We start from the raw sequence: 24336 nt of genomic DNA, 5'->3' as shown, positions 1-24336 counted from the left end.
AAAGAAGGTTTTAGGGCCTTCTTTTTCCTATCAACTCTTTTCTATTTCCTACCATTCATGTTATAATGGATAGATATGAAGAATCGGAGTGAGACTATGAAATACAAACGGATTGTCTTTAAGGTGGGGACTTCTTCTCTGACAAATGAGGATGGAAGTTTATCACGTAGTAAGGTAAAGGCTATTACCCAGCAGTTGGCTATGTTGCACGAGACTGGTCATGAATTGATTTTGGTGTCGTCAGGTGCCATTGCAGCTGGTTTTGGGGCCTTAGGATTTAAAAAGCGTCCGACTAAGATTGCTGATAAACAGGCTTCAGCAGCGGTAGGGCAAGGGCTTTTGTTAGAAGAATACACAACTAATCTTCTCTTACGTCAAATCGTTTCTGCCCAAATTTTGCTGACCCAGGACGATTTTGTGGATAAGCGTCGTTATAAAAATGCCCATCAGGCTTTGTCAGTTCTACTTAGCCGTGGTGCGATTCCTATTATCAACGAGAATGACAGTGTCGTTATTGATGAGCTCAAGGTCGGGGATAATGATACTCTGAGTGCACAGGTGGCGGCCATGGTCCAAGCAGACCTTTTGGTTCTCTTGACAGACGTCGACGGTCTTTATACTGGAAATCCTAATTCAGACCCAAGAGCCAAACGCTTGGAGCGAATCGAGACCATCAATCGTGAGATTATTGATATGGCCGGTGGAGCAGGTTCGTCTAATGGTACAGGTGGCATGTTAACCAAAATCAAAGCTGCAACTATCGCGACGGAATCAGGAGTTCCTGTTTATATCTGCTCATCCTTGAAGTCAGATGCCATGATTGAGGCTGCTGAGGAGACCAAGGATGGTTCCTACTTTGTTGCTCAAGAGAAGGGGCTTCGTACCCAGAAACAATGGCTGGCCTTCTATGCTCAGAGTCAAGGTTCTATTTGGGTTGATAAAGGGGCTGCGGAAGCTCTCTCCCAACATGGAAAGAGTCTTCTCTTATCTGGTATTGTTGAAGCAGAAGGCGCCTTTTCTTACGGCGATATTGTGACAGTATTTGACAAGGAAAGTGGAAAATCACTTGGAAAAGGGCGTGTGCAATTTGGTGCATCTGCTTTGGAGGATATGTTGCGTTCTAACAAAGCCAAGGGTGTCCTGATTCACCGTGATGACTGGATTTCCATTACTCCTGAAATCCAACTACTCTTTACAGAATTTTAGAGGTAAACTATGGTAAGTACACAAGAACAATTTGAACAGGTGCAGGCTGTTAAAAAATCAATCAACACAGCTAGTGAAGAGGTAAAAAACCAAGCCTTGCTAGCCATGGCTGATTACTTATTAGCAGCTACTGAGGAAATTTTAGCAGCCAATGCCCTTGATATGGAAGCTGCTAAGGGTAAAATCTCAGATGTGATGCTGGATCGTCTTTATTTGGATGCAGGTCGTATAGAAGCAATGGCAACTGGGATTCGTGAAGTGGTTGCTTTACCAGATCCAATCGGTGAAGTTTTAGAAACCAATCATCTTGAAAATGGCTTGGTTATCACCAAAAAACGTGTGGCCATGGGTGTTATTGGTATTATCTATGAAAGCCGTCCAAATGTGACGTCTGACGCGGCTGCTCTGGCTCTCAAGAGTGGGAATGCGGTTGTTCTTCGTAGTGGTAAGGATGCCTATCAAACTGCCCATGCTATTGTTAAAGCCTTGAAAAAAGGCTTGGAGACAACGACCATTCATCCCGATGTGATTCAACTTGTGGAAGATACTAGCCGTGAAAGTAGCTATGCTATGATGAAGGCCAAGGGATATCTAGACCTTCTTATTCCTCGTGGAGGAGCCGGTTTGATCAATGCAGTGGTTGAGAATGCTATCGTACCTGTTATCGAGACAGGAACTGGGATTGTCCATGTCTATGTGGATAAGGATGCAGATGAAGACAAGGCTCTGTCTATCATCAACAATGCCAAAACCAGTCGTCCTTCTGTCTGCAATGCCATGGAGGTTCTACTGGTTCATGAAGACAAGGCAGCAAGCTTCCTTCCTCGCTTGGAGCAAGTTCTAGTTGCAGAGCGTAAAGAAGCTGGGGTGGAACCAATTCAATTCCGCTTGGATAGTAAAGCAAGTCAGTTTGTTTCAGGTTACGCAGCTGAGGCCCAAGACTTTGACACCGAGTTTTTAGACTATGTCCTAGCTGTTAAGGTTGTGAGCAGTTTAGAAGAAGCGGTCGCGCATATTGAAGCCCACAGTACCCATCATTCGGATGCCATTGTGACTGAAAATGCTGAAGCTGCGGCTTACTTTACAGATCAAGTGGACTCGGCAGCTGTCTATGTCAATGCTTCAACTCGTTTCACAGATGGAGGTCAATTTGGTCTTGGATGTGAAATGGGGATTTCAACTCAGAAACTGCACGCGCGTGGTCCAATGGGCTTAAAAGAATTGACGAGCTACAAGTATGTGGTCACTGGTGACGGACAAATAAGGGAGTAAGAGATGAAGATTGGATTTATCGGTTTGGGGAATATGGGAGCTAGCTTGGCCAAGTCTGTCTTGCAGGCTAGACCGTCAGATAAGATTCTCCTTGCTAATCGTAGTCAAGCTAAGGTGGATGCTTTCATCGCTAACTTTGGTGGTCAGATTTCTAGCAATGAAGAAATTTTCGCAGAAGCAGATGTGATTTTTCTAGGAGTGAAGCCAGCTCAGTTTTCTGAGTTACTTGCTCAATACCAGTCTATCCTTGAAAAAAGAGAAAGTCTTCTTTTAATCTCCATGGCAGCTGGATTGACTTTAGAAAAACTAGCAAGTCTTATCCCAAGTCAACACCGAATTATTCGTATGATGCCAAATACCCCTGCTTCTATTGGGCAAGGAGTGATTAGTTATGCCTTGTCTCCTAATTGCAGGGCTGAGGACAGTGAGCTCTTTTATCAGCTTTTAGCCAAGTCTGGTCTCTTGGTTGAACTAGGAGAAAGTTTAATCGATGCAGCGACAGGTCTTGCAGGTTGTGGACCAGCCTTTGTCTATCTCTTTATTGAGGCCTTGGCAGATGCGGGTGTTCAGACGGGATTGCCAAGAGAAACGGCATTGAAAATGGCGGCTCAAACTGTGGTAGGAGCTGGTCAATTGGTCCTTGAAAGTCAGCAACATCCTGGGGTCTTGAAAGACCAAGTTTGTAGCCCAGGCGGTTCGACTATCGCTGGTGTAGCAAGCCTAGAAGCGCATGCTTTTCGAGGAACGGTCATGGATGCAGTTCATCAAGCCTATAAACGAACACAAGAACTAGGTAAATAAGAGGTGGCTTTGTCTGCCTCTTTTATGGTGGTTGATACTCTTCGAAAATCTCTTCAAACTGCGTCAGCTTCCATCTGCAACCTCAAAACAGTGTTTTGAGCAACCTGCGGCTAGCTTCCTAGTTTGCTCTTTGATTTTCATTGAGTATGAAATGAGAAGCAAAAAGATTGTCACAAACCCCTATTTTTTTGATAGAATAGAAGTAGTAAAAAAGAAATGAGTTAGACATGTCAAAAGGATTTTTAGTCTCTCTTGAGGGACCAGAGGGAGCAGGAAAGACCAGTGTTTTAGAGGCTCTGCTCCCAATTTTAGAGGAAAAAGGGGTAGAGGTGCTGACGACTCGTGAACCTGGCGGAGTCTTGATAGGAGAGAAGATTCGGGAAGTAATTTTGGACCCAAGTCATACTCAGATGGATTCTAAAACAGAGCTCCTTCTCTATATTGCCAGTCGCAGGCAGCACTTGGTGGAAAAAGTTCTTCCAGCACTTGAAGCTGGTAAGTTGGTTATTATGGACCGTTTCATCGATAGTTCTCTTGCCTATCAGGGATTTGGCCGTGGCTTAGATATCGAGGCCATTGACTGGCTCAATCAGTTTGCTACAGATGGCCTTAAACCCGATTTGACACTCTATTTTGACATCGAGGTGGAAGAAGGACTGGCTCGCATTGCTGCTAATAGCAATCGCGAGGTCAATCGTTTGGATTTGGAAGGGTTGGACTTGCATAAAAAAGTCCGTAAAGGCTATCTTTCTCTTCTGGACAAAGAAGGAAATCGCATAGTCAAGATTGATGCTAGTCTCCCTTTGGAGCAAGTTGTGGAAACTACCAAGGCTGTCTTGTTTGATAGAATGGGATTAACTAAATGAAACAAGATCAACTAAAGTCTTGGCAGCCAGACCAGTTTGACCGCTTTGTTCGTATCCTAGAACAAGAGCAGCTCAATCATGCCTACCTCTTTTCAGGTTTCTTTGGAAGCTTGGAAATGGCGCAATTTTTAGCTAAAAGTCTCTTTTGTACGGATAAAGTAGGCGTTTTACCATGTGAGAAATGCCGAAATTGTAAGCTGATTGAACAGGGAGAGTTTCCCGATGTCACCTTGATTAAGCCAGTCAATCAGGTTATTAAGACAGAACGCATTCGAGAATTGGTGGGTCAGTTTTCCCAAGCAGGGATTGAAAGTCAGCAACAGGTCTTTATCATTGAACAAGCGGAAAAGATGCATCCCAATGCAGCTAATTCTCTGCTCAAGGTCATCGAAGAACCCCAGAGTGAGGTTTATATTTTCTTCTTGACTAGCGATGAGGAAAAGATGTTGCCGACAATCCGAAGTCGGACCCAGATTTTCCACTTTAAAAAACAAGAAGAGAAACTCATCTTACTCTTAGAACAAATGGGGTTGGTTAAGAAAAAAGCGACTCTTTTAGCCCAGTTTAGTCAATCACGAGCTGAAGCAGAAAAGTTGGCTAATCAGGTAAGTTTTTGGACCTTAGTCGATGAAAGTGAACGCCTGCTGACTTGGTTATTAGCTAAGAAAAAAGAAAGTTATTTGCAAGTTGCTAAACTAGCTAGCTTGGCAGATGACAAGGAAAAACAAGATCAGGTTTTACGGATTCTTGAAGTCCTCTGTGGGCAAGATATCCTACAAGCAAGAGTAAGAGTGATTCTACAAGATTTGCTAGAAGCTAGAAAAATGTGGCAAGCTAATGTCAGCTTTCAAAATGCTATGGAATATCTGGTCTTGAAAGAAATATAAACTCAAAAATGAATGATAAAGAAAGGAAAGGGCTGTTTTATGGACAAAAAAGAATTATTTGACGCACTGGATGATTTTTCCCAACAGTTATTGGTAACCTTGGCCGATGTGGAAGCCATCAAGAAAAATCTCAAGAGCCTGGTAGAGGAAAATACAGCTCTTCGTTTGGAAAATAGTAAGTTGCGCGAACGCTTGGGTGAGGTGGAAGCAGATGCTCCCGTCAAGGCTAAACATGTTCGCGAAAGTGTCCGTCGCATTTATAAAGATGGTTTTCACGTATGTAATGATTTTTATGGACAACGTCGAGAGCAGGACGAGGAATGTATGTTCTGTGACGAGTTGTTGTACAGGGAGTAGGCATGCAAATTCAAAAAAGTTTTAAGGGGCAGTCTCCCTACGGCAAGCTGTATCTAGTGGCAACGCCGATTGGCAATCTAGATGATATGACCTTTCGAGCTATTCAGACCTTGAAAGAAGTGGACTGGATTGCTGCTGAGGACACGCGCAATACAGGTCTTCTGCTCAAGCATTTTGATATTTCTACTAAGCAGATTAGTTTTCATGAGCACAATGCCAAGGAAAAAATTCCTGATTTGATTGGTTTCTTGAAAGCAGGGCAAAGTATTGCTCAGGTTTCTGATGCGGGTCTGCCTAGCATCTCAGACCCTGGTCATGATTTAGTTAAGACAGCCATTGGGGAAGAAATTGCGGTTGTGACTGTTCCAGGTGCCTCTGCAGGAATTTCTGCCTTGATTGCCAGTGGTTTAGCGCCACAGCCACATATCTTTTATGGTTTTTTACCGAGAAAATCAGGCCAGCAGAAGCAATTTTTTGACTCAAAAAAAGACTATCCTGAAACTCAGATTTTCTATGAATCGCCCCATCGTGTGGCAGATACGTTGGAAAATATGCTAGAAGTCTACGGCGACCGATTGGTCGTCTTGGTCAGAGAATTGACCAAAATCTATGAAGAATACCAACGCGGTATCATTTCTGAGTTATTAGAAAGCATTGCTGAAACGCCACTCAAGGGTGAATGCCTTCTCATCGTTGAAGGTGCCAGCCAGGATGTGGAGGAAAAGGACGAGGAAGACTTATTTTTAGAAATCCAAGCTAGTATCCAGAAAGGCATGAAGAAAAACCAAGTTATCAAGGAAGTCGCTAAGATTTACCAGTGGAATAAGAGCCAGCTCTACGCTGCCTATCACGACTGGGAAGAAAACCAAGAAAATGACTAAACAGGGAAGTTTGCCTTCTTCCCTTTTTTTGTTATACTAGTAGAAGAAAAAAATAGAAAGATTTGTGGGAGTGAAAAAGTCCGGGGGACTTTTTCAGCCTGAGCCAAGAAACTCGAGAGCGAAGTAAGTCCTGTGGACTTTTTCAGCCTGAGCCAAGAAATTCGAAAACTCTTAAGTTTGATTGGCTTTTTCAATGTGAACCTTGTCTTCACACTCCCAAAGAGGTATTAGTGTCGTGTCTCAATCTTATATCAATGTTATCGGTGCTGGTTTGGCAGGTTCTGAAGCAGCCTACCAAATTGCAGAACGTGGTATTCCAGTTAAACTCTATGAAATGCGTGGTGTCAAGTCAACACCCCAGCACAAAACAGACAATTTTGCAGAGTTAGTTTGTTCCAATTCTCTTCGTGGAGATGCTCTGACAAATGCAGTTGGTCTTCTCAAGGAAGAAATGCGTCGCTTGGGTTCTGTTATTTTGGAATCTGCTGAGGCTACACGGGTTCCTGCGGGTGGTGCCCTTGCGGTGGACCGTGATGGTTTCTCCCAAATGGTGACCGAAAAAGTGGCCAACCACCCCTTGATTGAAGTGGTGCGTGATGAAATTACAGAATTGCCGACAGATGTTATTACGGTTGTCGCTACTGGTCCTTTGACCAGCGATGCCCTAGCTAAAAAGATTCATGCCCTTAATGATGGCGATGGTTTCTATTTCTACGATGCGGCAGCGCCGATTATCGACGTCAACACCATTGATATGAGCAAGATCTATCTCAAGTCTCGTTATGATAAGGGAGAAGCCGCTTATCTCAACGCTCCCATGACCAAGCAAGAGTTTATGGATTTCCATGAAGCCTTGGTCAATGCTGAAGAAGCACCGCTTAATTCTTTTGAAAAAGAAAAGTATTTTGAAGGATGCATGCCAATCGAAGTCATGGCTAAACGTGGTATTAAAACCATGCTTTATGGCCCTATGAAACCAGTCGGTCTTGAGTATCCGGATGACTACACAGGACCTCGTGATGGAGAATTTAAAACACCTTATGCGGTGGTTCAGCTTCGTCAGGACAATGCAGCTGGTAGCCTATACAATATTGTTGGTTTCCAGACCCACCTCAAATGGGGAGAACAAAAGCGTGTTTTCCAAATGATTCCAGGTCTTGAAAATGCCGAGTTTGTCCGTTATGGTGTTATGCATCGCAATTCTTACATGGATTCACCAAATCTTCTTGAGCAGACCTACCGTTCTAAGAAACAACCAAATCTCTTCTTTGCTGGGCAGATGACGGGTGTGGAAGGCTATGTTGAATCAGCAGCTTCAGGTTTAGTAGCTGGTATTAACGCCGCTCGTCTTTTCAAGGGAGAAAGCGAGGCTATTTTCCCAGAGACAACAGCGATTGGAAGCCTAGCTCATTACATCACCCATGCCGATAGCAAACATTTCCAACCAATGAATGTCAACTTTGGGATTATCAAGGAGTTGGAAGGCGAGCGTATTCGTGATAAGAAGGCTCGTTATGAAAAAATTGCAGAGCGTGCCCTTGCCGACTTAGAGGAATTTTTAACGTTCTAATTTTTTTCAAAGAATTACTCATGATACTATAAAAATCTTAGAAATTGTGATAAAATAGGTAGGATAAAAGAAGGAGAGTGAAAATGGCGAATCCCAAGTATAAACGTATTTTAATCAAGTTATCAGGTGAAGCCCTTGCCGGAGAACGTGGCGTAGGGATTGATATCCAAACAGTTCAAACAATCGCAAGAGAGATTCAAGAAGTTCATAGCTTAGGTATCGAAATTGCCCTTGTTATTGGTGGAGGAAATCTCTGGCGTGGTGAACCTGCTGCAGAAGCAGGAATGGACCGCGTTCAGGCAGATTACACAGGAATGCTTGGGACTGTTATGAATGCTCTTGTGATGGCAGATTCATTGCAACAAGTTGGGGTTGATACGCGTGTACAAACAGCGATTGCCATGCAACAAGTGGCAGAGCCCTATGTACGTGGACGTGCCCTTCGTCACCTTGAAAAAGGCCGTATCGTTATCTTTGGTGCCGGAATTGGTTCACCTTACTTCTCAACCGATACAACAGCGGCCCTTCGTGCAGCTGAAATCGAAGCGGATGCTATCCTTATGGCCAAAAATGGCGTTGACGGTGTGTACAATGCCGATCCTAAGAAAGACAAGACAGCCGTTAAGTTTGAAGAATTGACCCACCGTGACGTTATCAATAAAGGTCTTCGTATCATGGACTCAACAGCTTCAACCCTCTCAATGGACAACGACATTGACTTGGTTGTCTTCAACATGAACCAACCAGGCAACATCAAACGTGTCGTATTTGGTGAAAATATCGGAACAACTGTTTCAAATAATATTGAAGAAAAGGAATAAGAAAGATTATGGCTAACGCAATTATTGAAAAAGCTAAAGAGAGAATGACCCAGTCTCACCAATCACTTGCTCGTGAATTTGGTGGTATCCGTGCAGGTCGTGCCAATGCAAGTTTGCTGGACCGTGTACATGTAGAATACTATGGAGTAGAAACTCCTCTTAACCAAATCGCTTCAATTACGATTCCAGAAGCGCGTGTTTTGTTAGTAACACCATTTGACAAGTCTTCATTGAAAGACATCGAACGTGCCTTGAACGCTTCTGATCTTGGTATCACACCAGCTAATGACGGTTCTGTTATTCGTTTGGTTATCCCTGCTCTTACAGAAGAAACTCGTCGTGACCTTGCTAAAGAAGTGAAGAAGGTCGGCGAAAATGCTAAAGTGGCTGTCCGCAATATCCGTCGTGATGCTATGGACGAAGCTAAGAAACAAGAAAAAGCAAAAGAAATCACTGAAGACGAATTGAAGACTCTTGAAAAAGACATTCAAAAAGTAACAGACGATGCTGTTAAACACATCGACGACATGACTGCCAACAAAGAGAAAGAACTCTTGGAAGTCTAAAAATAAACAGAAAAACTCAGTTGGCATTGCTGGCTGAGTTTTATTCGAAAGAAGGAAATATGAATACAAATCTTGCAAGTTTTATCGTTGGACTCATCATCGATGAAAATGACCGTTTTTACTTTGTGCAAAAGGATGGTCAAACCTATGCTCTTGCTAAGGAAGAAGGTCAACATACAGTAGGGGATACGGTCAAAGGTTTTGCCTACACGGATATGAAGCAAAAACTCCGCCTGACCACTCTAGAAGTGACCGCCACTCAGGACCAATTTGGTTGGGGAACTGTAACAGAAGTTCGTAAAGACTTGGGTGTCTTTGTGGATACAGGTCTTCCTGACAAGGAAATCGTAGTGTCACTCGATATTCTCCCTGAACTTAAGGAACTCTGGCCTAAGAAGGGTGACCAACTCTACATCCGTCTTGAAGTGGATAAGAAAGACCGTATCTGGGGACTCTTAGCTTATCAGGAAGATTTCCAACGTCTAGCTCGTCCTGCCTACAACAACATGCAGAACCAAAACTGGCCAGCCATTGTTTACCGCCTCAAGCTGTCAGGAACGTTTGTTTACCTGCCAGAAAATAACATGCTCGGCTTTATCCATCCTAGCGAGCGTTACGCAGAGCCACGTTTGGGGCAAGTATTAGATGCGCGTGTCATTGGTTTCCGCGAAGTGGACCGCACTCTGAACCTCTCCCTCAAACCACGTTCTTTTGAAATGTTGGAAAATGATGCTCAGATGATTTTGACTTATTTGGAAAGCAATGGCGGTTTCATGACCTTAAATGATAAGTCATCTCCAGATGACATCAAGGCAACCTTTGGCATTTCTAAAGGTCAGTTCAAGAAAGCTTTAGGTGGTCTTATGAAGGCTGGTAAAATCAAGCAAGACCAGTTTGGGACAGAATTGATCTAGGGTGACATATGAGAAAATCATTTTACACTTGGCTCATGACTGAGCGCAATCCTAAAAGTAATAGTCCTAAGGCTATCTTGGCAGATCTAGCTTTTGAAGAGTCTTCCTTCCCAAAACACACCGATGATTTTGATGAGGTGAGTCGCTTTTTGGAGGAGCACGCTAGTTTCTCTTTCAACCTAGGAGACTTTGACGCTATCTGGCAAGAATACTTAGAACACTAGCATGATTCACTGGGTTTGGGCTAGTAATTTCTCCGCCCCTTTGCTATAATAAAAAGAAATAAAAGGATTAGAGAGGTTCTTTATTTGAAGGAACATTCAATAGACATTCAACTGAGTCATCCAGATGACCTGTTTCATCTTTTTGGTTCCAATGAACGCCATCTTCGTTTGATGGAAGAAGAACTGGATGTGGTGATTCATGCCCGTACGGAGATTGTTCAGGTTTTGGGAGAAGAGACTGCCTGTGAGGAAGCCCGTCAAGTTATTCAAGCTCTCATGGTCTTGGTGAACCGTGGGATGACCGTTGGTACGCCAGATGTGGTGACTGCAATTAGCATGGTCAAAAACGATGAAATCGACAAGTTTGTCGCCCTTTACGAAGAAGAAATCATCAAGGATAATACAGGGAAACCTATCCGTGTCAAAACACTGGGTCAAAAACTTTATGTGGACAGTGTTAAACAGCACGATGTGACCTTTGGAATCGGACCTGCAGGGACAGGGAAGACCTTCCTTGCAGTGACCTTGGCAGTGACTGCCCTTAAACGTGGGCAGGTCAAGCGAATTATCCTAACTCGTCCAGCAGTGGAAGCAGGAGAGAGTCTAGGTTTTCTTCCGGGTGATCTTAAGGAGAAAGTGGATCCTTACCTTCGACCTGTTTATGATGCCTTGTATCAGATTCTGGGAAAAGACCAGACAACTCGTCTCATGGAGCGTGAAATTATCGAAATTGCGCCCCTTGCCTACATGCGTGGACGGACCTTGGATAATGCCTTTGTCATTCTCGATGAGGCACAAAATACGACCATCATGCAGATGAAGATGTTTTTGACTCGTTTAGGCTTTAATTCTAAGATGATTGTCAATGGAGATATCAGCCAGATTGACCTGCCACGTAATGTCAAGTCCGGTTTGATTGATGCCCAAGAGAAACTCAAGAACATCCATCAGATTGACTTTGTTCATTTTTCAGCCAAGGATGTGGTTCGCCATCCTGTTGTCGCTCAGATTATCCGAGCTTATGAACCAGCACCGGTTAAAAAAGAAGAGAGTGAAGAATTAGATCCTCAACCTATATCTGAAGGATAGTTATTTTGTACTTAAAGTTATCTCAATACTAAGTATAAATTTGCTTTTTAAATGTTTCATTCAATATCCTTGTATTAGATTAGAAAGGTTTCAAGTAGAAGAAATATATGGAATCAATTTTTGTAAAATTTGCCCAGTATCCGTATATAGAAACGGAGCATTTATTGCTTAGACCTGTAACTTTGGATGATGCGGAAGAAATGTTTGCCTATGCCTCGGACAGAGAAAATACGCGTTACACTTTTCCAACCAATCAAAGCTTGGACGAAACCAAGAATAACATTGGTCAGTTCTACTTGGCCAATCCCTTGGGACGCTGGGGAATAGAACTAAAAAGCAATGGCAAATTTATCGGAACCATTGATTTGCACAAGATTGATCCTGCTCTTAAGAAGGCAGCTATTGGCTACATTATCAATAAAAAGTATTGGAATCAAGGATTGACGACAGAAGCCAACCGTGCCGTGATTGAGCTAGCTTTTGAGAAGATAGGGATGAATAAGTTGACTGCCATTCACGATAAGGCTAATCCCGCGTCAGGAAAGGTCATGGAGAAATCAGGCATGCATTTTTCCCACGAAGAAGCTTATGCTTGTATGGATCAGCATGAAAAAGGCCGAATCGTGACAAGAGTTCATTATGTCTTGACCAAGCAAGACTATTTTGCAAATAAATAAGCAGTTGAAAAGAAATTTTTCGACTGTTTTTTCTTCCTCTTACGAATAATCTAAGAGAGGAGAAAATATGGAAGCAATTATCGAAAAAATCAAAGAGTATAAAATCATTGTCATCTGTACTGGTCTGGGCTTGCTTGTGGGAGGATTTTTCCTGCTAAAGCCAGCTCCACAAACACCTGTCAAGGAAACGAATTTGCAGGCAGAAGTTGCAACTGTTTCCAAGGATTCATCGACTGAAAAGGAAGTGAACAAGGAAGAAAAGGAAGAACCCCTTGAACAAGATCTAATCACAGTAGATGTCAAAGGTGCTGTTAAAGCACCTGGAATTTATGATTTGCCGGTAGGTAGTCGAGTCAATGATGCTGTTCATAAGGCTGGTGGCTTGACAGAACAAGCAGACAGCAAGTCGCTCAATCTAGCTCAGAGAGTCAGTGATGAGGCTCTGGTTTACGTTCCAACTAAGGGAGAAGAAGTAGCTGGTCAACAGGCAGGTTCTGGAGCGCCTTCTTCAACAAGCAAGGACAAGAAGGTCAATCTCAACAAGGCCAGTCTGGAAGAACTCAAGCAAGTCAAGGGTCTGGGAGGAAAACGAGCCCAGGATATTATCGACCATCGTGAATCAAATGGAAAATTCAAGTCGGTTGATGAACTCAAGAAGGTCTCTGGCATTGGTGCCAAGACCATAGAAAAGCTAAAAGATTATGTTACAGTGGATTAAGAATTTCCCTATTCCCTTAATTTACCTGAGTTTTCTATTACTCTGGCTTTACTATGCTATTTTCTCAGCATCCTATCTTGCTTTGTTGGGTTTTGTTTTTCTGCTAGTCTGTCTCTTTTTCCAATTTTCGTGGAAATCAGCTAGTAAAGTTCTATTGCTTTGTGGAATCTTTGCCTTCTGGTTTCTGTTTCAAAATTGGCAACAGAGTCAAGCTGGTCAAAACCTAGCGGATTCTGTTGAAAGGGTACGGATTCTGCCCGACACTGTTAAGATCAATGGTGATAGTCTATCCTTTCGTGGCAAGTTTGATGGACGCATTTTTCAAGTCTATTATAAACTCCAGTCAGAGAATGAAAAAGAGCAATTTCAAACCTTAACAAACCTTCATGAGATAGAACTAGAAGGAAAACTTTCGGAGCCAGAAGGGCAGAGAAATTTTGGTGGCTTTGACTACCAAGCCTATCTGAAGACTCAGGGAATTTACCAGACTCTCAATATCAAAAGAATCCAGTCGCTTCAAAAAGTTGGCAGTTGGGATATAGGAGAAAATCTGTCCAGTTTACGCCGTAAGGCTGTAGTTTGGATTAAGACGCACTTTCCAGACCCTATGCGCAATTACATGACAGGTCTCTTGTTAGGGCATCTGGACACAGATTTTGAGGAGATGAATGAGCTTTATTCCAGTCTAGGAATTATCCACCTTTTTGCCTTGTCTGGTATGCAGGTAGGATTTTTCATGGATGGCTTTAAGAAACTTCTCTTACGTTTGGGCTTGACCCAAGAAAAGTTGAAGTGGCTGACTTATCCCTTTTCCCTTATCTATGCAGGACTGACAGGATTTTCAGCTTCGGTTATTCGCAGTCTCTTGCAGAAGCTACTGGCTCAACATGGTGTTAAGGGCTTGGATAATTTTGCCTTGACGGTCCTTATCCTCTTTATTGTCATGCCTAACTTTTTCCTGACGGCGGGAGGTGTTTTGTCATGTGCTTATGCTTTTATCTTGACCATGACCAGCAAAGAAGGGGAGGGACTCAAGGCTGTTGCTAGAGAAAGTCTAGTCATCTCCTTGGGCATATTGCCCATTCTATCCTTCTATTTTGCGGAATTTCAACCTTGGTCCATCCTTTTGACCTTTGTCTTTTCCTTTCTTTTTGACTTGGTCTTCTTACCGCTCTTGTCTATCTTATTTGCCCTTTCCTTTCTCTATCCAGTCATTCAGCTGAATTTTATTTTTGAATGGTTGGAGGGGATGATTCGCTTGGTATCACATGCGGCAAGTAGGCCTCTAGTCTTTGGACAACCCAATGCATGGCTTTTAATCTTATTGTTAATTTCCTTGGCTTTGGTCTATGATTTGAGGAAAAACATTAAAAGGCTAGCAGTGTTGAGCTTATTGATTACAGGTCTCTTTTTCCTTACCAAGTATCCACTGGAAAATGAAATTACCATGCTGGATGTGGGGCAAGGCGAAAGTATTTTCCTACGGGATGTAACTGGTAAGACCATTCTCATAGATGTAGGTGGCAAGGCAGAATCTGATAAGAAAATTGAAAAATGGCAAGAAAAGGCGACGACCAGCAATGCCCAGCGAACCTTGATACCCTATCTTAAAAGTCGTGGAGTGGCCAAGATTGACCAGCTGATTTTGACAAATACAGACAAGGAACGTGTTGGAGATTTGTTGGAGGTGACCAAGGCTTTCCATGTAGGGGAGATCTTAGTATCAAAAGGCAGTCTGAAACAGAAGGAATTTGTGGTAGAACTACAGGCGACTCAAACCAAAGTACGCAGTGTGACAATGGGAGAGAATTTGCCAATTTTCGGAAGTCAGTTAGAAGTCCTATCTCCAAGGAAAATTGGAGACGGAGGTCATGAAGATTCCCTGGTTCTGTATGGAAAACTTTTGGATAAGCACTTTCTCTTCACTGGAAATTTGGAGGAGAAAGGAGAGAAGGACTTGCTGAAGCACTATCCTGACCTAGAGGTGGATGTTTTGAAAGCTAGCCAACATGGCTCTAAAAAATCATCAAGTTCAGCCTTTCTAGAACAGCTCAAACCAGAGTTTACTCTCATTTCAGTTGGAAAGAACAATCGAACGAAATTACCCCATCAGGAAACCTTGACCCGACTGGAAGATATCAATAGCAAAGTTTATCGAACTGACCAGCAAGGAGCTATACGCTTTAAAGGTTGGAATAGTTGGAAAATTGAAACGGTTGGTTAATGAGCAGAAACTTTTCAAAAAAATAACTTTTTATCTTGACAAGAGCTAGAAAACTTGGTATCATATAAAAGTTGAGAAAAGCAGAAGTGAGAGCTTCTCGCCTTGTGACATTAAGTTGCCTGGCCCTACGGATGAAAAGTTTCTAAGAAACGCTATCATAACGTGCGGGCTTGTATATTTACGAGTCCGCTATTGTTTTTCTCTAATAAAACAAAAGAGGTGAAAACCATAGCAAAGCAAGACTTATTCATCAATGATGAGATTCGTGTACGTGAAGTTCGCTTGATTGGTCTTGAAGGAGAACAGCTAGGGATCAAGCCACTCAGTGAAGCGCAAGCTTTGGCTGATAACGCTAATGTTGACCTAGTATTGATTCAACCCCAAGCCAAACCGCCTGTTGCAAAAATTATGGACTACGGTAAGTTCAAATTTGAGTACCAGAAGAAGCAAAAAGAACAACGTAAAAAACAAAGCGTTGTTACTGTGAAAGAAGTTCGTCTAAGTCCAACGATTGACAAGGGTGACTTTGATACAAAACTTCGTAATGCACGTAAGTTCCTTGAAAAAGGAAATAAAGTTAAGGTATCTATTCGCTTTAAGGGTCGTATGATTACCCATAAAGAGATTGGTGCAAAAGTTTTAGCCGAGTTTGCTGAAGCAACTCAAGATATTGCCATCATCGAACAACGTGCTAAAATGGATGGACGTCAAATGTTCATGCAATTGGCGCCAGCGACTGACAAAAAATAATTGTCAGAAAGTTAAATAAAGGAGAAAAAATCATGCCAAAACAAAAAACACACCGCGCATCAGCTAAACGTTTCAAACGTACAGGTTCTGGTGGACTTAAACGTTTCCGTGCTTACACTTCTCACCGTTTCCACGGAAAAACTAAAAAACAACGTCGTCATCTTCGTAAAGCATCTATGGTGCATTCAGGAGATTACAAACGTATCAAAGCAATGCTTACTCGCTTGAAATAATAGCCTAACAGTAAGTAAACAATTCTAGGAAATATTTGGAGGAAATAAAACATGGCACGTGTTAAAGGTGGCGTTGTATCACGCAAACGTCGTAAACGTATTCTTAAATTAGCAAAAGGTTACTATGGAGCTAAACACATCTTGTTCCGTACTGCAAAAGAACAAGTAATGAACTCTTACTACTATGCATACCGTGACCGTCGTCAGAAAAAACGTGACTTCCGCAAATTGTGGATCACTCGTATCAACGCGGCAGCTCGTATGAACGGACTTTCATACTCACAATTGATGCATGGTTTGAAATTGGCTGAAATCGAAGTTAACCGTAAAATGCTTGCTGACTTAGCTGTTAACGATGCAGCAGCTTTCACAGCTCTTGCAGATGCAGCTAAAGCAAAACTTGGTAAATAATAACAGATAAGACTGGAACAGGATTGTCCCAGTCTTTTTAAAAATAAAGGAGAAAAATATGGCTTCAAAAATGCTACACACTTGCTTGCGAGTAGAAAACCTTGAAAAATCAATCGCATTTTATCAAGATGCTTTTGGTTTTAAAGAATTGCGTCGCAGAGATTTTCCAGATCATGCCTTCACGATTGTCTATCTAGGTCTTGAGGGTGACGACTATGAGTTGGAATTGACTTATAACTACGATCACGGTCCTTATGTGGTTGGAGATGGATTTGCCCATATCGCCCTCAGTACACCTGATCTTGAGGCGCTTCATCAAGAGCATAGTGCCAAAGGCTATGAAGTGACTGAGCCAAATGGTCTACCAGGAACTACGCCTAACTATTACTTTGTCAAAGACCCTGATGGATATAAGGTCGAAGTCATTCGTGAAAAATAATCACGTGAAGTCAAGTAGAATGTTCGTTTTCTACTTGACTTTTTTTAGCTGAAAGAGTATACTAATAAAAATTTAACCTTTAAGGGGAGTCCAGAGAGACTCACAAGGTGTCAGATAAAAGAATAGTGCAATTTTCTAGAGGAGACTTTTTGAGTGTGCTCTCTTGTGTTGTACGATTTTAACTGAGGCCTTGCACTAGCAAGGTCTTTTCTTTGTCTGGTTCCCTTAAAATTTAAGGAGGAAAAGTCATGAATCCCACATGTAAGAAACGTTTGGGTGCCATTCGTTTGGAAACCATGAAGGTGGTAGCACAGGAGGAAATCGCACCAGCAATTTTTGAATTAGTCCTAGAAGGAGAAATGGTTGAAGCTATGCGAGCAGGCCAATTTCTTCATCTGCGTGTGCCTGATGACGCCCATCTTTTGCGTCGCCCTATTTCGATTTCGTCTATTGATAAGGCTAACAAGCAGTGCCATCTCATTTATCGGATTGAAGGGGCTGGGACAGCTATTTTCTCAACCTTAAGTCAGGGAGATACTCTTGATGTGATGGGTCCTCAGGGAAATGGTTTTAACTTGTCTGACCTTGATGAGCAGAGTCAGGTTCTCCTTGTTGGTGGGGGGATTGGTGTACCTCCCTTGCTTGAGGTGGCCAAGGAATTGCATGGACGTGGAGTGAAAGTAGTGACAGTTCTCGGTTTTTCCACTAAGGATGCTGTTATTTTAGAGACGGAATTGGCCCAATATGGTCAGGTCTTTGTAACGACAGATGATGGTTCTTATGGTATCAAGGGAAATGTTTCTGTTGTCATCAATGACTTAGATAGTCAGTTTGATGCTGTTTACTCATGTGGGGCTCCAGGAATGATGAAGTATATCAATCAAACCTTTTATGACCACCCAAGAGCCTATCTATCTCTGGAATCTCGTATGGCTTGTGGGATGGGAGCTTGTTATGCCTGCGTCCTAAAAGTGCCAGAAAGCGAGACGGTCAGCCAACGTGTCTGTGAAGATGGCCCTGTTTTCCGCACAGGAACAGTTGTATTATAAGGAGAAAATTATGACTACAAATCGTTTACAAGTTTCTCTACCTGGTTTGGATTTGAAAAATCCGATTATTCCAGCATCAGGCTGTTTTGGTTTTGGCCAAGAGTATGCCAAGTACTATGATTTAGACCTTTTGGGTTCTATTATGATCAAGGCGACAACCCTTGAACCACGATTTGGCAATCCAACTCCAAGAGTAGCAGAGACGCCTGCTGGTATGCTCAATGCAATTGGCTTGCAAAATCCTGGTTTGGAAGTTGTTTTGGCTGAAAAGTTACCTTGGCTGGAAAGAGAATATCCAAATCTTCCTATTATTGCTAATGTAGCTGGTTTTTCAAAACAAGAGTATGCAGCTGTTTCTCATGGGATTTCCAAGGCAGCTAATGTAAAGGCTATCGAGCTCAATATTTCTTGCCCCAATGTTGACCACTGTAATCACGGACTTTTGATTGGTCAAGATCCAGATTTGGCTTATGATGTGGTGAAAGCAGCTGTAGAGGCTTCTGATGTACCAGTTTATGTCAAATTAACCCCTAGTGTGACCGATATTGTTACTGTCGCAAAAGCTGCAGAAGATGCAGGGGCAAGTGGTTTAACCATGATCAATACTCTAGTTGGAATGCGCTTTGACCTCAAAACCAGAAAACCAATCTTGGCCAATGGAACAGGTGGAATGTCTGGTCCAGCAGTCTTTCCAGTAGCCCTCAAACTCATCCGCCAAGTCGCCCAAACCACAGACCTGCCCATCATTGGAATGGGGGGAGTGGATTCGGCAGAAGCAGCCCTAGAAATGTATCTAGCTGGAGCATCTGCAATCGGAGTTGGAACAGCCAACTTTACCAATCCATATGCCTGTCCTGACATCATTGAAAATCTACCAAAGGTTATGGATAAATATGGCATCAGCAGTCTGGAAAATCTCCGCAAGGAAGTAAAAGAGTCTCTGAGGTAAACTGCAATCAATCTGTTCTTGATTTTTTATTAGTTTGTAATATGAATTTAGGAGAATTTTGGTACAATAAAATAAATAAGAACAGAGGAAGAAGGTTAATGAAGAAAGTAAGATTTATTTTTTTAGCCCTGCTATTTTTCTTAGCTAGTCCAGAGGCTGTAATGGCCAGTGATGGTACTTGGCAAGGAAAACAATACCTGAAAGCAGACGGCAGTCAAGCAGCGAATGAATGGGTTTTTGATGCTCACTATCAATCTTGGTTTTATATAAAAGCAGATGCCAACTATGCTGAAAATGAATGGCTGAAACAAGGTGACGACTATTTTTATCTCAAATCTGGTGGCTATATGGCAAAATCAGAATGGGTAGAAGATAAGGGAGCCTTCTATTATTTTGACCAAAATGGAAAGATGAAAAGAAATGCTTGGGTAGGAGCTTCCTATGTCGGTGCTACAGGTGCCAAGGTAATAGAAGACTGGGTCTATGATTCTCAATATGATGCTTGGTTTTATATCAAAGCAGATGGCCAGTACGCAGAGAAAGAATGGCTCCAAATTAAAGGGAAGGACTATTATTTCAAATCCGGTGGTTATTTACTGACAAGTCAGTGGATTGAGCAGGCTTATGTGAATGCTAGTGGTGCCAAAGTACAGCAAGGTTGGCTTTTTGACAAACAATACCAATCTTGGTTTTACATCAAAGCAAATGGAAATCATGCTGATAAAGAATGGATTTTCGAAAATGGTCACTATTATTATTTCAAATCCGGTGGCTATATGGCAGCCAATGAATGGATTTGGGATAAGGAATCTTGGTTTTATATAAAATCTGATGGAAAAATGGCTGATAAAGAATGGTTATACGATTCTAAAAATCAAGCCTGGTACTACTTCAAATCCGGTGGCTACATGGCGAAAAATGAGACAGTAGATGATTATCAGCTTGGAAGTGATGGTAAATGGCTTGGAGGAAAAGCTACAAATGAAAATGCTGCTTACTATCAAGTAGTGCCTGTCACAGCCAATGTTTATAATGCAGATGGTGAAAAGCTCTCCTATATATCACAAGGTAGTGTTGTCTGGCTAGATAAGGATAGAAAAAGCGATGACAAGCGCCTAGCTATTACTGTTTCTGGTTTGTCAGGCTATATGAAAACAGAAGATTTACAAGCACTAGATGCTAGTAAGGACTTTATCCCTTATTATGAGAGTGATGGCCACCGTTTTTATCACTATGTGGCTCAGAATGCTAGTATCCCAGTAGCTTCTCATCTTTCTGATATGGAAGTAGGCAAGAAATATTATTCGGCAGATGGGCTGCATTTTGATGGTTTTAAGCTTGAGAATCCCTTCCTTTTCAAAGATTTGACAGAGGCTACAAACTACAGTGCTGAAGACTTGGATAAGGTATTTAGTCTGTTAAATATTGACAATAGTCTCTTGGAAAACAAGGGAGCTACTTTTAAGGAAGCCGAAGAACATTACCATATCAATGCCCTTTACCTCCTTGCCCATAGTGCCTTAGAAAGTGACTGGGGACGAAGTAAGATTGCCAAAGATAAGAATAATTTCTTTGGAATTACAGCCTATGATACGACCCCTTACCTTTCTGCCAAGACATTTGATGATGTGGATAAGGGAATTTTAGGTGCAAGCAAGTGGATTAAGGAAAATTATATCGATAGGGGCAGAATTTTCCTTGGAAACAAGGCATCTGGTATGAATGTGGAATATGCTTCAGACCCTTATTGGGGCGAGAAAATTGCTAGTGTGATGATGAAAATCAATGAAAAACTAGGTGGCAAAGATTAGTCCTATAATTGGATATGATTTTCGAAGAGTATAAGCTAAAAATCCTGATTTCAAGTCGAATCAGGATTTTTTCATGGATGCGATTTTTTCTGGGTCAGGTGTTACACGGAGGGTCTTTTGTCCTGTGTAAGTGACAAAGCCTGGTTTTCCACCAGTTGGTTTATTGAGTTTCTTGACTTCAATCATATCTACCTGCACCAGATTTGACAGGCGTCCTTGAGAGAAGTAGGCGGCCAGCTCTGCTGCGTCTGTCTTGACTTCATCAGATGGGTCAAGATTGCCTGAGATGACAACGTGGCTTCCAGGAATGTCCTTGGCATGGAACCAAAGTTCCTCCTTGCGTGCCATTTTAAAGGTTAGTTCCTCATTTTGCAGGTTATTGCGGCCGACATAGATGATGGTTTTGCCATCGCTTGCTAGATACTGTTCTGGTTTTTTACGTTTCTGAATTTTTTCTCTCTGTCTTCTGCGGATAAAACCTGTTTGAATCAATTCTTCACGGATTTCAGCGATTTCTTCTAGTCCAGCTTGGTTGAGGACGGTCTCGACACTTTCCAGATAGAGAATGGTTACCTTGGTTTCTTCAATCAGATCAGTCAAGTATTTGACAGCTTCTTTGAGTTTCTGATAGCGTTTGAAATAGCGTTGGGCATTCTGGTTGGGAGTCAAGGCCTTATTAAGCGCAATCGTAATCGGTTGGTTAGTGTAGTAGTTGTCTAGGATAACCTGGTCTTGGTCGTTAGGCACTTGGTGGAGGAAAGTTGTCAGCAATTCTCCTTTTTGGCGAAATTCTTCAGCATTGTCTGTCGCCAGTAACTCTTTTTCTTGTTTTTTCAGCTTATGGCGATTTTTTTGAAGTTCATTTTCAACACGACGAATGAGTTCACTGGCTTGCTGTTTTACCCGGTCGCGTTCAGCCTTATCCTTATAGTAGGTGTCCAGCAAATCAGAAAGACTGGTAAAAGGCTCTCCCACTTGATTTGCAAAAGGAATTGGACTGAAAGAAGTCTCTGTCAAGCAAGGCTTGGTTTCTTGACTGAAAAAGTTACGGAAAGTGGAAAGTTTATCACTAACCAGAATGTTTTCCAATTCATTTGCCGTGTCGCGTCCTAGACCTTGAAAGAGATTTTGAAGATTTTTAGCTGTCGTTTCCTGTGTTTGCAGGATTTCAAAGAGTTTCTCGTCCTTGACAGTGAAAGGATTGAGAGATTCCGTGCTTGGCGGAGCGATATAGGTAGACCCAGGCAGCAAGGTGCGGTAGCTATTTTGTGAAAAACCGACGTGTTTAATGACTTCGAGGATTTTGTGGCTGCTTTTATCAACCAGTAGAATATTACTGTGTTTCCCCATAATTTCGATAATCAAGGTAGCCTGTATATGGTCTCCAATCTCGTTTTTATTGGAAACTGTCATTTCCACAATACGGTCATTTTCCACTTGCTCGATCGACTCAATCAGGGCACCCTGCAAATATTTTCTCAAAACCATGATAAAGGTAGAAGGCTGGGCTGGGTTTTCAAAAGTTGTTTGGGTCAGCTGAATGCGTCCAAAAACTGGATGGGCAGAAAGGAGCAGGCGATGACTTTGGCGATTGCTACGGATTTGCAAGACTAATTCTTGTTCAAAAGGCTGATTGATTTTCTGAATGCGACCATTCACTAACTCTCTTCGCAATTCCTCAACCATGTGGTGTAAAAAAAATCCGTCAAATGACATCGTTCTCTCCTTGTGATAGTATTCCATAGTATTATATCAAAAAGGTAGAATAAAATCATGGAAATGTGGTATAATAAAGCCAAGTAAAGAGAAACGAGAAGCACATGTATATTGAAATGGTAGATGAAACTGGTCAAGTTTCAAAAGAAATGTTGCAACAAACCCAAGAAATTTTGGAATTTGCAGCCCAAAAATTAGGAAAAGAAGACAAGGAAATGGCAGTCACTTTTGTGACCAACGAGCGTAGCCATGAACTCAATCTAGAGTACCGTGACACCGACCGTCCGACAGATGTTATCAGCCTTGAGTATAAACCAGAGTTGGAAATTGCCTTTGATGAGGAAGATTTGCTTGAAAATCCGGAATTGGCAGAGATGATGTCTGAGTTTGATGCCTATATTGGGGAACTGTTCATCTCTATTGATAAGGCTCATGAGCAAGCCGAGGAATACGGTCACAGCTTTGAGCGTGAGATGGGCTTCTTGGCAGTACACGGCTTTTTACATATCAACGGCTATGATCACTACACTCCGGAAGAAGAAGCAGAGATGTTCGGTTTACAAGAAGAAATTTTGACAGCCTATGGACTCACAAGACAATAAACGAAAATGGAAAAATCGTGACCTGATATCCAGTTTAGAATTTGCTCTCACAGGAATTTTTACTGCTATCAAGGAAGAACGCAATATGCGAAAACATGCAGTAACGGCTCTTGTAGTCATTCTTGCAGGTTTTGTTTTTCAGGTGTCACGAATCGAATGGCTCTTTCTCCTATTGAGCATTTTCTTGGTAGTAGCCTTTGAAATTATCAATTCTGCTATCGAAAATGTGGTAGATTTGGCCAGTCACTATCACTTTTCCATGCTGGCTAAAAATGCCAAGGATATGGCGGCTGGCGCGGTATTAGTGGTCTCTCTTTTCGCAGCCTTAACAGGCGCATTGATTTTTCTCCCACGGATCTGGGATTTATTATTTTAAACAGTAAGAGGAAATTATGACTTTTAAATCAGGCTTTGTAGCCATTTTAGGACGCCCTAATGTTGGGAAGTCAACTTTTTTAAACCACGTCATGGGGCAAAAGATTGCCATCATGAGTGACAAGGCGCAGACAACGCGCAATAAAATCATGGGAATTTACACGACTGATAAGGAACAAATTGTCTTTATCGACACACCAGGGATTCACAAGCCTAAAACAGCCCTTGGAGATTTCATGGTTGAGTCTGCCTACAGTACCCTTCGTGAAGTGGATACTGTCCTATTCATGGTGCCTGCTGATGAAGCGCGTGGCAAAGGGGACGATATGATTATCGAACGCCTCAAGGCTGCCAAGGTTCCTGTGATTTTGGTTGTGAACAAGATCGATAAGGTTCACCCAGACCAGCTTTTGTCTCAGATTGATGATTTCCGTAACCAAATGGACTTTAAGGAAATTGTCCCAATCTCAGCTCTTCAGGGCAATAACGTGTCTCGTCTAGTGGATATTTTGAGTGAAAATTTGGACGAAGGTTTCCAGTATTTCCCGTCTGATCAAATTACAGACCATCCAGAACGTTTCTTGGTATCAGAAATGGTTCGCGAGAAAGTCTTGCACCTAACTCGTGAAGAGATTCCGCATTCTGTTGCAGTAGTAGTGGATTCTATGAAACGAGATGAAGAGACAGACAAGGTGCATATCCGTGCAACCATCATGGTCGAGCGCGATAGCCAAAAAGGGATTATCATCGGTAAAGGTGGCGCTATGCTTAAGAAAATTGGTAGCATGGCCCGTCGTGATATCGAACTCATGCTAGGAGACAAGGTCTTCCTAGAAACCTGGGTCAAGGTCAAGAAAAACTGGCGCGATAAAAAGCTAGATTTGGCTGACTTTGGCTATAATGAAAAAGAATACTAAGTAGAGGTGGG

Annotated in this window: 27 protein-coding genes and 1 other annotated feature; of the genes, 26 read left to right on the top strand and 1 reads right to left on the bottom strand. The window is 42.2% G+C overall.

All coding sequences use genetic code 11. The features are described from left to right. Positions 1–96: 96 nt before the first annotated feature. From proB to HWX15_RS01060, 23 genes are all read left to right on the top strand, one after another. The gene (gene proB, locus HWX15_RS01170; protein WP_217703781.1) at positions 97–1206 is read left to right on the top strand and encodes a glutamate 5-kinase; all 1110 of its coding nucleotides are present in this window, start codon (positions 97–99) and stop codon (positions 1204–1206) included. A 9-nt stretch (positions 1207–1215) separates the two neighbouring features. Then, positions 1216–2478, top strand: a complete 1263-nt coding sequence (locus tag HWX15_RS01165; protein WP_175880014.1) for a glutamate-5-semialdehyde dehydrogenase — start codon at positions 1216–1218, stop codon at positions 2476–2478. Between the two features lie 3 nt (positions 2479–2481). Then, positions 2482–3279 carry a pyrroline-5-carboxylate reductase gene (proC, locus tag HWX15_RS01160; protein WP_175880013.1) on the top strand — a complete coding sequence of 266 codons (798 nt, stop codon included), beginning with the start codon at positions 2482–2484 and terminating at the stop codon, positions 3277–3279. 227 nt (positions 3280–3506) lie between these two features. Beyond that, positions 3507–4145 (top strand): dTMP kinase, encoded by a 639-nt coding sequence (gene tmk, locus HWX15_RS01155; protein WP_175880012.1) that lies wholly within the window; start codon positions 3507–3509, stop codon positions 4143–4145. Further along, positions 4142–5032: a DNA polymerase III subunit delta' gene (locus tag HWX15_RS01150; protein WP_175880011.1), complete on the top strand. Its 891-nt coding sequence runs from the start codon at positions 4142–4144 to the stop codon at positions 5030–5032. The genes tmk and HWX15_RS01150 overlap by 4 nt, the downstream gene beginning before the upstream one ends. Before the next feature lie 39 nt (positions 5033–5071). Next, entirely contained in the window at positions 5072–5389 is a 318-nt protein-coding gene (gene yabA / locus HWX15_RS01145) for a DNA replication initiation control protein YabA (protein WP_000358227.1), read from the top strand. Between the two features lie 2 nt (positions 5390–5391). Next, positions 5392–6270 (top strand): 16S rRNA (cytidine(1402)-2'-O)-methyltransferase, encoded by an 879-nt coding sequence (gene rsmI, locus HWX15_RS01140; RefSeq protein WP_175880010.1) that lies wholly within the window; start codon positions 5392–5394, stop codon positions 6268–6270. 235 nt (positions 6271–6505) lie between these two features. Then, on the top strand, positions 6506–7840 hold the full coding sequence (trmFO, locus tag HWX15_RS01135) for a methylenetetrahydrofolate--tRNA-(uracil(54)-C(5))-methyltransferase (FADH(2)-oxidizing) TrmFO (RefSeq protein WP_175880009.1): 1335 nt from the start codon (positions 6506–6508) through the stop codon (positions 7838–7840). A gap of 83 nt (positions 7841–7923) precedes the next feature. Beyond that, on the top strand, positions 7924–8661 hold the full coding sequence (pyrH, locus tag HWX15_RS01130; protein WP_039704027.1) for a UMP kinase: 738 nt from the start codon (positions 7924–7926) through the stop codon (positions 8659–8661). Between the two features lie 8 nt (positions 8662–8669). Beyond that, positions 8670–9227, top strand: coding sequence for a ribosome recycling factor (frr, locus tag HWX15_RS01125; protein WP_001262225.1), 558 nt, complete (start codon positions 8670–8672; stop codon positions 9225–9227). A 59-nt stretch (positions 9228–9286) separates the two neighbouring features. Continuing rightward, complete coding sequence (gene cvfB / locus HWX15_RS01120) at positions 9287–10141, top strand: RNA-binding virulence regulatory protein CvfB (protein WP_001095459.1); 855 nt, start codon at positions 9287–9289, stop codon at positions 10139–10141. A gap of 8 nt (positions 10142–10149) precedes the next feature. Next, positions 10150–10365: a YozE family protein gene (locus HWX15_RS01115; protein ID WP_001232089.1), complete on the top strand. Its 216-nt coding sequence runs from the start codon at positions 10150–10152 to the stop codon at positions 10363–10365. A gap of 84 nt (positions 10366–10449) precedes the next feature. After that, positions 10450–11454 carry a PhoH family protein gene (locus HWX15_RS01110; RefSeq protein ID WP_175880008.1) on the top strand — a complete coding sequence of 335 codons (1005 nt, stop codon included), beginning with the start codon at positions 10450–10452 and terminating at the stop codon, positions 11452–11454. A gap of 107 nt (positions 11455–11561) precedes the next feature. Then, positions 11562–12131, top strand: a complete 570-nt coding sequence (locus HWX15_RS01105) for a GNAT family N-acetyltransferase (RefSeq protein WP_175880007.1) — start codon at positions 11562–11564, stop codon at positions 12129–12131. Positions 12132–12198: 67 nt separating this feature from the next. Continuing rightward, a complete protein-coding gene (locus tag HWX15_RS01100; protein WP_175880006.1) occupies positions 12199–12849 on the top strand; it encodes a helix-hairpin-helix domain-containing protein in 651 nt (216 codons plus the stop codon). Then, positions 12833–15073, top strand: a complete 2241-nt coding sequence (locus HWX15_RS01095) for a DNA internalization-related competence protein ComEC/Rec2 (RefSeq protein WP_175880005.1) — start codon at positions 12833–12835, stop codon at positions 15071–15073. Before HWX15_RS01100 ends, HWX15_RS01095 begins: the two co-directional genes overlap by 17 nt. A 72-nt stretch (positions 15074–15145) precedes the next feature. Beyond that, positions 15146–15277: a sequence feature (ribosomal protein L20 leader region), on the top strand. 15 nt (positions 15278–15292) lie between these two features. Next, complete coding sequence (gene infC / locus HWX15_RS01090; protein ID WP_000848180.1) at positions 15293–15823, top strand: translation initiation factor IF-3; 531 nt, start codon at positions 15293–15295, stop codon at positions 15821–15823. Positions 15824–15855: 32 nt separating this feature from the next. Next, positions 15856–16056 carry a 50S ribosomal protein L35 gene (gene rpmI / locus HWX15_RS01085; protein ID WP_001125943.1) on the top strand — a complete coding sequence of 67 codons (201 nt, stop codon included), beginning with the start codon at positions 15856–15858 and terminating at the stop codon, positions 16054–16056. Between the two features lie 51 nt (positions 16057–16107). After that, complete coding sequence (gene rplT / locus HWX15_RS01080; protein WP_000124834.1) at positions 16108–16467, top strand: 50S ribosomal protein L20; 360 nt, start codon at positions 16108–16110, stop codon at positions 16465–16467. A gap of 58 nt (positions 16468–16525) precedes the next feature. After that, positions 16526–16906 (top strand): lactoylglutathione lyase, encoded by a 381-nt coding sequence (gloA, locus tag HWX15_RS01075; RefSeq protein WP_000157154.1) that lies wholly within the window; start codon positions 16526–16528, stop codon positions 16904–16906. 248 nt (positions 16907–17154) lie between these two features. After that, on the top strand, positions 17155–17955 hold the full coding sequence (locus HWX15_RS01070; protein ID WP_175880004.1) for a dihydroorotate dehydrogenase electron transfer subunit: 801 nt from the start codon (positions 17155–17157) through the stop codon (positions 17953–17955). Continuing rightward, complete coding sequence (locus HWX15_RS01065; RefSeq protein ID WP_175880003.1) at positions 17918–18904, top strand: dihydroorotate dehydrogenase; 987 nt, start codon at positions 17918–17920, stop codon at positions 18902–18904. Before HWX15_RS01070 ends, HWX15_RS01065 begins: the two co-directional genes overlap by 38 nt. A gap of 41 nt (positions 18905–18945) precedes the next feature. After that, positions 18946–20715 carry a glucosaminidase domain-containing protein gene (locus HWX15_RS01060; protein WP_175880002.1) on the top strand — a complete coding sequence of 590 codons (1770 nt, stop codon included), beginning with the start codon at positions 18946–18948 and terminating at the stop codon, positions 20713–20715. A 60-nt stretch (positions 20716–20775) separates the two neighbouring features. Here HWX15_RS01060 and pavA read toward each other — a convergent pair whose 3' ends face one another. Beyond that, positions 20776–22431 (bottom strand): Rqc2 family fibronectin-binding protein PavA, encoded by a 1656-nt coding sequence (gene pavA / locus HWX15_RS01055; RefSeq protein ID WP_175880001.1) that lies wholly within the window; start codon positions 22429–22431, stop codon positions 20776–20778. Positions 22432–22535: 104 nt separating this feature from the next. On the opposite strand from pavA, the gene ybeY reads away from it, so the two are divergent. From ybeY to era, 3 genes are read left to right on the top strand one after another with little or no spacing between them, the layout of a single operon-like run. Next, the gene (gene ybeY / locus HWX15_RS01050; protein ID WP_000275156.1) at positions 22536–23033 is read left to right on the top strand and encodes an rRNA maturation RNase YbeY; all 498 of its coding nucleotides are present in this window, start codon (positions 22536–22538) and stop codon (positions 23031–23033) included. Further along, positions 23014–23409, top strand: a complete 396-nt coding sequence (locus tag HWX15_RS01045; protein WP_000378166.1) for a diacylglycerol kinase family protein — start codon at positions 23014–23016, stop codon at positions 23407–23409. The genes ybeY and HWX15_RS01045 overlap by 20 nt, the downstream gene beginning before the upstream one ends. 16 nt (positions 23410–23425) lie before the next feature. Further along, on the top strand, positions 23426–24325 hold the full coding sequence (gene era, locus HWX15_RS01040; protein WP_000143264.1) for a GTPase Era: 900 nt from the start codon (positions 23426–23428) through the stop codon (positions 24323–24325). The last annotated feature ends 11 nt before the right edge of the window (positions 24326–24336 follow it).

This window comes from Streptococcus thalassemiae (assembly GCF_903645285.1).
In the GTDB taxonomy this organism is placed as follows: Bacteria; Bacillota; Bacilli; order Lactobacillales; family Streptococcaceae; genus Streptococcus; species Streptococcus thalassemiae.
The sequence above is the reverse complement of the archived record's forward strand: the minus strand, read 5'-3'. Positions and strand labels throughout refer to the sequence as shown.